Raw genomic sequence first — 7,541 nt, 5'->3', positions numbered from 1 at the left:
GGCAGGCAAAACGACATCATTGTGTTCTACCGCCGAAACTGAACAAGCGATAGCCGCACGACAAACAGGATGAAAGTAAAAGCTGCGTCGGCCTCGATTGGGGGCCGACGCGTCGCCTATTCGCAATCACAAGTTGTAGAGCGAAAGGCTGCAAAACCCGCGTTTTGCCTACCAAGCGCGTCTCGGGCGGGGACAAATTTCCAAAAATGACCGCGCTGCTCGAACGCCTTACGCATCGTTGCGAGATCGTCGAAAGTGGAAACGAATCCTGGTGCTTCAGAGCCGCTTTCAAAGCTAGACTAAAGCCGAAAAGCCAACCTGCCGCGCCCGTTCCGGCTGTGCAATCCCGACCAGGCTCCGCCTGAACGGGCGCTCAGGGGCACGCCCTTCACCACCACAAGCCGGGGGCTCTTTTCACCCGCCAGCCGATGATCCGGCGGGCATAGGATGACGCCTTGGTGCAGGCATAGTCGAAGTCGTGAAAGGCGAACTCGCTCCCTGATCCAACCGGATGATCTTCGGATAGCCGATCGTGCTGCATAGAGCTCAGACATGCTTCCGGGAGACTATGTCGGCGAGGAGTGTGGCCGCAGCATCGCATCAACACGGCAAAGCCATCCTGCTCCCTGGTGCGTCTAAACACTTCCATTTCAGGCGTTAGTCCAGGTCGCGTTGACCAAGCGTACCCTTCTTTGTTCTGTGGGAGCGGGGAGGCCCCCTTTCGACAACGGCTTCTTCAAGTGTAGTCTCGCAATTGGCTGCTGCCCGTCGAGATGCAGGGCGGACGGCAAAAGGGCGCACGAGGCGCCCTCCTTTCAGATCGGCTGTCGCAACCGACCTTCGCTGCGGGTATCAGAAACGGTAGGTGACACCTGCGCCTATCAACCAGGGATCGAGCGCGGCCTTGCCTGTCAGCTTCGCGCCGCCTACCGTGACGTCGAAGTCTGGCTTCAGGAAAAGCTTCTTCACGTCGAAGTTGACACCCCAGTGCTGATCCACCATGTAGTCGAATCCGACCTGTAGCGCGGTGCCGAACGTGTTCTTAACCTTGAGAGCATCGGCGCTGCCGGCATCCTGGTTATAGAAGATCGTGTAGTTCACGCCGGCACCGACATAGGGCTTGAAGGCGCCGAAATCGGTAAAATGGTACTGCAGTGTGAGCGTTGGCGGCAGCAGCCAAACCTTGCCGACCTTGCCCAGCCCACCGATCGTTCCTTGGCCGTCGATGTTGGCGTAGGTCGTGCCGAGTATGAGTTCGGCGGCGATGTTGTCGGTGAAGAAATAGGAGATATCGAGTTCCGGTGTCAGGGAGTCCGAATAGGAAAGACCGGAGCCGGGCACCGCGTTGACGTGGCCTGAATCCTCAGTGATGACCCCCAACGCGCGCAGGCGGACCTGCCAAGGGCTTGGCCATTCCGTGACCGAGGCTCCTGCCTGCGGGACGCTCGCGGCTTGCACCAGGTCCGCCGCGACGGCCTGCTGTCCCACCACAATGAGGACGAGGGCCGCTGCTACCTCCCGCGCCACGCCCATTCGCTTTTTCGCCATGATGTTCTTTCCTTGCTCTTCAGAGATGACGCACTGCACTATGAAAGATCCTGCTCGAACTTGCTGAGACCGGATGAGCCTCCTGCTCATGTTGGTGAGACCGAGCACCCGTTCTGCGTGTGCTCACAAAAATCGACCTGTGCTACTTGTTGAAATGTTGCTCTTGTTGATCCCGGCCACCTATCGACCGCTATCGGCGCGCCAGCCGATCGCACTGCGAAGGAAATTGTGGCCCAGGGCGACGAATGCGGCCCGCTCCCGATTGTTCTTGCCGTAGCCGTGCCCGCCCGCGCTGGCCTCGTAGAAGTAAGCCGGATAGCCAAGAGCCTGCAACTTTGCGGCCGTCTTGCGCGCGTGGCCCGGGTGGACGCGGTCGTCCCGCTTCGTGGTGGCAAGCAGGATCGGCGGATAGGGCTGTCCCGGCGTTGCGGCGTGATAGGCGGAGATTTCCCGGAGGAAAGTCCAATCCTCCGGCTTGTCGGGATCGCCATATTCGCCAATCCCGCCTGCGCCAAAAAGCTTGGTGTAGCGGCGCATGTCGATAAGCGGAACTGCGCAGAACAGCGCACCGAAAAGCTCGGGATAGCGGGTCAGCATATTGGCAATCAGCAGACCGCCATTTGAGCAGCCCTCGGCGGCAATCCGCCTCGACCGCGTGATGCCCCTTCGCACGAGATCGGTGGCAACGGCGGCGAAATCGTCATGCGCAAGACGCTTGCCCTCCCTACGACCCGCCTCGTGCCAACGGGTGCCGAACTCGCCGCCCCCTCGGATATTCGCCACCACACAAGTGCCGCCGCGTTCGAGCCATAGCTTGCCGAGCGGGGAGTTGTAGGAGGGCAGGCACGATATGCCGAACCCGCCATAGGCGGTGAGGTGAAGCGGAGCATCCCCGTCGCTATTCGCCGGGCCGACCTGCGTATAGGGGATCATTTCACCATCGGTCGCGACTGCCTCGTGTCGCGTGACCGCTAGACCGGATGCGTCGAAATTCTCCGGGTGGCGCTTCAGGATCACTGGAGCGCCGAGAGGCGTGGCATTGAGGTCGAAGAGGAAAAGCTGCGGCGGCGTGATCGGGTCCTGAGCCGAAACGAGGACCTCTCCATTGGAAACGTGCCGTTCCGCATCGAGCGGCCAGAGAGAAACAGTTCCTTCGGTAGGTACTGTCTCCAGCGCTAGGCGTGTCCATTCCTGACGGCCGGGGGTGAACATCTCGAAACGCGGAACGAGATTGACGAGATAGGAGATGATGAGCTTGCAGTCATTCCAGAAGAAGGACTGCAGGGAGCGCCTGTCGCCTGGTTCAAAGAGGGTGCTAAAATCACGCTTTCCGGCGATGAAGGAAGAGAGCGAGATGCCTATCAGCGTGTCGGCGGCATGGGTCGTCCCTCCCACGGTCCAGGGCTTGCGCGGCTTTACCGCCAGCCAGTCGCCGAAGCCATTCCACCAGGCGTCCCGAGGAAGGTCGATCTGCATCTTCGGCCCGCTTCTGTCGCCGATTCGGATTATCTTCTCGAAGAAGGCCGGCCTCTCGATGAACCAAAGGCGCTCGCTCTCGGCGGTGCGATCCAGATGGCCAGACACGCCGAGGGATTCGGAACCGGTTTCGAAGATTACCGGCGCGGTGAGCGGATCCGCGCCACGCTTCCACAGCCGCACGGTGCGCGCGTAGCCGCAGCGGGTGGCCATGCCATCACCAAAGGCACTGGACAGCAGAAGCGTGTCGGGGTCGAGCCAATTGATGCCGCCCTTCGCCTCCGGGAGATTGAAACCGTCGGCGACTAAGCTCAGAGTGCCCAGATCGAATTCGCGATGCGCGACCGCGGCGCTGCCGCCACGCGACAGGCGCAGAACGGCTCGTTCCCGTTTGTCAGGCTCGACCGACGCGCCGCCCCAGATCCAGTCCTCGCTGTCGCGGGCGGCGAGCGCGTCGAGATCGAGCAGGGGCTCCCACTGGGGATCGGCCGTCATATAGGCGGCAAGGGTGGTTCGCCGCCACAGTCCGCGCGGGTTTCGGGCATCTCGCCAGAGATTGTAGAGGTGCTGTCCGCGGCGAGTGATAAGGGGAATGTTGTCGAGACGGTCGAAAATCGCTGTCAGGGCATCGTGATCGCGCTCGAACTGTGTTCCATCGAAGTGCTCCAAGGTCCTGGCCGACTGGCTGGCCGCCCAGTCAAGTGCCCGTTCGCCTTCTACATCTTCAAGCCAAAGATAGGGATCATCGTCGGGAGCATTCAGCGTTGGGCGCAAATCGAATGCCGTCATGTCCGGATAACCTGAAGAATGATGTGGACTGGAAAACAAGCGCAAGATTCTCCGTCGGCTCGGGAAAGCTCGGCTTTCGCGGGGGCGACCACATGTTCGGCCAGCGTGATCATGGAATGATTTCTCCTCTATCCGCGCCGAAGTGCGTATGTGGATAGTGCAGCACGTGTCGTGCCAAATGAGAAAATCGTTTCACAACAATGAGATGGCTCTGATGGCGCTGTGTCTCATGTCCGACTTTGTCGAAGACCCGACAACGCGTGCAGCCGTAGACGCATGATCGGTCTCCTGTGCGGGTTCCGTGGGCACCGCGGAAAACTCGAGCAGTGAAGCTCTACGCGAACTGACCGAGCTTCGGATCGACTTCGGCCACGGGGCAATCGGTTGCTTCTGAGGCAGATCGCCAAACCGTAGGTCGAGCTTTTTCAGGGGTGTTTTCGCATTGATGGCGCCGACCGTGGCAACATGGAGCTCTTGGCGAGCAGCGTTGTCGGATTTGAGGGCACCGGATCGTTCGCGGCGACATCAAGGGCATTGCTGCAATTTTCTCATTTCGCGGCGACGGAGAACGCAATTCACTTCGATAATGCCGAGCGCATCGCGGCGCCCGTGATCCTGGCCTACCTGTGGGCGCGCAAAAGGTTGCTTAGCGGCCTCATCCCTCCGCGCCTAGATTGGGTCGCAGGGACCAAATGGCGCTTGTTCTCTTGGATGCGTGGTTGGCAATGTGATTATAGCGCAAAGCTCTTCCGGCTATCTCTATACGGTCGACAATGCAGTTGGTGAGGTTCCCAGCTAGTGCGATAGTTGATGCGCTTAGGTCTGGGCATGCGCCCATCCGCAACCATCTGATCAAGAGCATCGTCCGAGCGAATTGCTTTCCCATGAGAGAGGCCTCGCGGCGGGAATGAGATGGCGTCACCCGCCATCATCGCTGCCTTCGAGGATGTCGTGATCGACCCAGTGCAACGGCATGATTGGTGAAGAATCTGGTTGCTCTTGCGACTGCCGACTTTGATGACAAGGCATGTCGCGGTCTGTCCAGCTGGAGATACAAGGGCCTGCACCGTCCGATGATAAAGACACCGTCCTTGTTCCGAATCTTCTGGTTCAAAAGGTGACGGATTGGCTCTTCGAAAAAGGGCGACATCGACGTGCGAATCGGGCGCCGCCGTGAGGCGCACCCCTCAATGTCGGATTTCCGACAGGTTTGAAAATCCGCCAACCAATTGCTTTGATCTGATTTCCTTCTTTGGCACGGCCTATGCACGGGATTCTGCGAACGTATCAGCGAGAAACGTCGTCCATGATTTCATGCGCACCGAAAATGCCCGACGCCGCGGTGAAAACCGCGCCCTTGCCTGCCACCAAGCCGCCGAAAGGCCGGCGCATCATGCGCCGGCTTCAAATACGTGATGGGCCTGGCAACCGTGTCGAGTGATGGCGACGTGGTCGTGGAGGCCGGCGGCAAGGACATGCGTTGATGCCCCCCAACCCATGTCGCCACCATGACCCGTCGATTGCCACCGGTTGGAATGCTCGGCGTCTATGTTCGATAGCCCGAACGCGCAGGACAATTGTCGCAAATCCGGTCAGGACCGGAGCTCGATAACGCCCGCGAGGGGCGCAAGCCGATATTTGCCGCGAACATGCCGCCTGGCCGGGAAACACCTGTAGGAGCAAGGCAAGTGGAGCTCTCTTGCATTGGGGTCGGAGCTGGGCCGTTGAATTTGAGTCTTGCGTGTCAGATACACGACGAGCAAACAGGACTAGAGGCGCAGTTCTTGGATCGGCAGGTCGACTTGCGCTGGCATCCAGCCATCACATTCGAGTCCTCGCAACTCCAAGTCAGCCACTTCGAGGATCTGGTTACGCTGGTGAATCCGCGATCAGCCTACACTTTCGTAAACTACTTGCACGAGCACGGCCGTCTGTACCATTTTCTGAACGCACAATTCAACGCCGTGCTCAGAGCTGAGTTCGAGCAATACCTGAGATGGGCGTTCCACAGAAACCCGCTTGTCCGCGGCGGCGAGACCGTGCGCGAAATCTACTATGACGGCGAATTTCGGGTGCGCACGGATAACGCGGTTCTCGGCGCCAGAGACGTCGTGGTTGGCATTGGCAAGCAGGCGCAGATTCCGCCTCAGTTTCAGGGTTGGACTGGACGCAACCTGTTCCACTCATCCGCTTTGCTAGACATCCATCCTGAGGTGGGGAAAAAGCATGTCTGCGTCGTTGGCGGAGGCCAGTCGGGGGCCGAGGTGCTGTTGCACCTCGTCGGCCTGCCGAAAGAACTACGGCCTCGATTGATCACTTGGGTCTCGCAGCGCCAAATCTACGTGCCTCTCGACAACAGCCCATTCACAAATGAGCTGTTCATGTCCTGCTTTTCGGATCGTTTGGCGGGGATGAGCGAGTCGCAGCGCAAGCTGTTCCTGCGTCGTTTCGTGCTTGCCTCGGACGGCATTTCAGAAAGCACGCTACGCGCGACCTATCAGGCGCTGTACCGCCACACATTTCTCGAGCCAAACGAATGTGAGATCACACTGCAGCCGGGTTGCAAAGTTTCACGCTGCGTCAACGTCGGTGCGGGCCACAGGCTGATCCTGCAGCGCGGCATGGAAGATGTCGGAGAGGTTACGGCCGACATCGTTATCCTGGCTACTGGTTACCAGAACGCGTTGCCAGACTTCTTGGAACCGATCGCGGACCGGTTGGAGCAGATCGACAATGAGTTGGCTATTTGCGAGGATTTTTCGGTGCGCTGGGACGGACCGCGCGACAGACGCATCTTCGTCCAGAACGCGAGCCTCGGGCAGCGCGGGCTGGTCGATCCGAGCCTAAGCCTGCTTGCTTGGCGTGCGCGTCGCATCCTCGACAGCCTTCTGGGGCGCGCGCCACGTGCGAAACCCGAGCCCCCTGACTTTATCAGTTCCACCTCGATCGAGCGGTGGCCTGGTCCCCTGGCTCCAGAGCGGGGCCAAAAAATATGAAGCTTCGCCTTTGATCATCGGCGGTGGCATACAAGGATGGTGTCCGCCTCCCCTGCGGCCAAAGCCGGAGCCTTGTCATCGTGACCGAACAAGCCTTCGGATCCATCGGCGCATCGCATATTCTGGGGGCGTGCATTTTCCTACGGTTGTCAAGACCGGACTCGGTCGCTCACTCGAAAGATCACAGTGGCGTTGGCGGCCAAGCTGGGTCGGACATCAAAGGATGGTACCGCCCTTTGGCGATGAGTGTCGCTTCCGGACCAGATAAGGCGATTGATCCGGCCCTGTTTACAGAACCCTTGGACGCGTTCTCAAAACTCAAGGCACTCCTGCGCGCCAAGGCCGAGAGAACCATCACGGCTCTGTGGGACGCGGTCGGCTCGCTCCTTGATTAGTTCACGCCAACTACTTCCAGGCCGCCGGATATGACCAAGATTAAACAGGACGTGCTCTAGTAGCTCTGCGGTCGCAATCATCGCCTCAACACCGCCGGCAGGAAGCCATCGGTGGTCGTGGCCGCGATCGCGGCGGATGGCCGCCTTCCTGTGGGTCAATGGGCAGGAGAGAGCCGTCGCAATCGATCGATAATGGCGTGCCGGGCCTGCAGCAGGTACCGCTTGCTCAGCGCCGTCTCCGGAATTATGGACAGATTTCCCCGGAGAAGCGTAAGCGCGTAGGCATCCCCACGTAGCGTGCAGGCGGTTGATCGCTCATTTTCAGCATGAATCATGC

General features: G+C 59.7%; 4 protein-coding genes and 1 pseudogene. 2 read left to right on the top strand and 3 right to left on the bottom strand.

All coding sequences use genetic code 11. The annotated features are described in order from the left end of the window. Positions 1–852: 852 nt before the first annotated feature. Positions 853–1,548, bottom strand: coding sequence for an OmpW/AlkL family protein (locus AC07FD_RS17105; RefSeq protein WP_095085157.1), 696 nt, complete (start codon positions 1,546–1,548; stop codon positions 853–855). A gap of 180 nt (positions 1,549–1,728) precedes the next feature. Then, positions 1,729–3,813, bottom strand: a complete 2,085-nt coding sequence (locus tag AC07FD_RS17100; RefSeq protein WP_378924326.1) for a prolyl oligopeptidase family serine peptidase — start codon at positions 3,811–3,813, stop codon at positions 1,729–1,731. A gap of 1,649 nt (positions 3,814–5,462) precedes the next feature. Between AC07FD_RS17100 and AC07FD_RS17095 the strand changes: the two genes are divergently transcribed. Beyond that, on the top strand, positions 5,463–6,809 hold the full coding sequence (locus AC07FD_RS17095; RefSeq protein ID WP_478350800.1) for a lysine N(6)-hydroxylase/L-ornithine N(5)-oxygenase family protein: 1,347 nt from the start codon (positions 5,463–5,465) through the stop codon (positions 6,807–6,809). A 302-nt stretch (positions 6,810–7,111) separates the two neighbouring features. Then, a pseudogene (locus tag AC07FD_RS17090) lies at positions 7,112–7,248 on the top strand (IS630 family transposase); the annotation flags it as partial. A gap of 111 nt (positions 7,249–7,359) precedes the next feature. Here the strand turns inward: AC07FD_RS17090 and AC07FD_RS17085 are convergent. After that, positions 7,360–7,541, bottom strand: a 182-nt coding sequence (locus AC07FD_RS17085) for a hypothetical protein (protein WP_478350799.1), incomplete at its 5' end; no start/stop codon positions are given.

The organism is Mesorhizobium waitakense (genome assembly GCF_056431085.1).
The sequence above is the reverse complement of the archived record's forward strand: the minus strand, read 5'-3'. Positions and strand labels throughout refer to the sequence as shown.

Bases quoted from the DNA above. Each gene is read 5' to 3' on its own strand.
- AC07FD_RS17095 (WP_478350800.1), top strand. From the start codon at position 5,463: ATGCCGCCTGGCCGGGAAACACCTGTAGGAGCAAGGCAAGTGGAGCTC.
- AC07FD_RS17100 (WP_378924326.1), bottom strand. From the start codon at position 3,813: ATGACGGCATTCGATTTGCGCCCAACGCTGAATGCTCCCGACGATGAT.
- AC07FD_RS17105 (WP_095085157.1), bottom strand. From the start codon at position 1,548: ATGGCGAAAAAGCGAATGGGCGTGGCGCGGGAGGTAGCAGCGGCCCTC.